The sequence below is a fragment of the Alcanivorax sp. HI0083 genome, assembly GCF_001635175.1.
Genome location: NZ_LWFX01001493.1, coordinates 1 through 833, shown reverse-complemented (window position 1 = coordinate 833; position 833 = coordinate 1). Strand labels below are relative to the sequence as shown.

Sequence of the window (833 nt, the reverse complement as noted above, 5' to 3'; positions counted from 1 at the left end):
TTTGCCTCGCCGGTGTTTTCTCACGGCGGAGGGCATGCCACGGTAACCGCCGATCAGGCGGAGGAAGTAGCCAGGTATGTGGCTGTCGAGCTCACCGAGGAAGATCGGGGTATGGGATTTGGCAAACTGGACGAAAGCTGGAGAGAGATCCCCGACGAGAGCGTGGGTATCAGTAAATTTGGCCCCGGATATTACATTGTGGCTATGGATCATGAAGATGAGGAGCGAACGCTTTATATACTTATGACCAACACGGGTAATGTGTACGACGTAAACTTCACTGGTGAGTTCAAAGGAATTGATTGATATTAAGCTAGGGAATCAAGAGGAAAAATTATGTCAATGCTAGTCATTAAATACCTAGTATCAGCAGCAATTATAGTCTTGGTTTCCGAGCTGGCTAAGCAGAGTGATAGGGTGGGGGCGCTATTGGCGTCACTGCCTGTCGTTACACTAATGGTCTTGGTGTGGCTTTATTTTGAGGGCCAACCCACTGCCAAACTGGCCAATCATGCTTGGTATACCTTTTGGTATGTGCTCCCAACGCTGCCCATGTTCGCCTTATTCCCAGCAATGCTTGAGCGCTGGGGATTTTGGCTGGCTTTATTAGTGTCAGCTTTTTTGACCGTGTTTTGTTTTGCTCTGCTTGCTTTCTTGGTAAAACGCTGGGGAATTGATCTATGGTGAGGAAAGCGACTATTTTGCGGAAAATAGCCCAATCCTGTTTAGACTAATGTCGATTGCTGGCTGTCAGAATTCAATAATAGGCGTGTTATTTAGGCGTGGGTCAAATATGTGAGTATATTCTTCATAGAAAGAGTAGGTAGCCTGAA

General features: G+C 46.7%; 2 protein-coding genes. Both read left to right on the top strand.

From position 1 onward, the window contains the following. Positions 1-306 (top strand): DUF6488 family protein (locus A3754_RS28095; RefSeq protein WP_197468790.1); only part of this gene is annotated, 306 nt, incomplete at its 5' end. Between the two features lie 30 nt (positions 307-336). Further along, entirely contained in the window at positions 337-687 is a 351-nt protein-coding gene (locus A3754_RS22620) for a DUF3147 family protein (RefSeq protein WP_035246388.1), read from the top strand. Positions 688-833 lie beyond the last annotated feature (146 nt).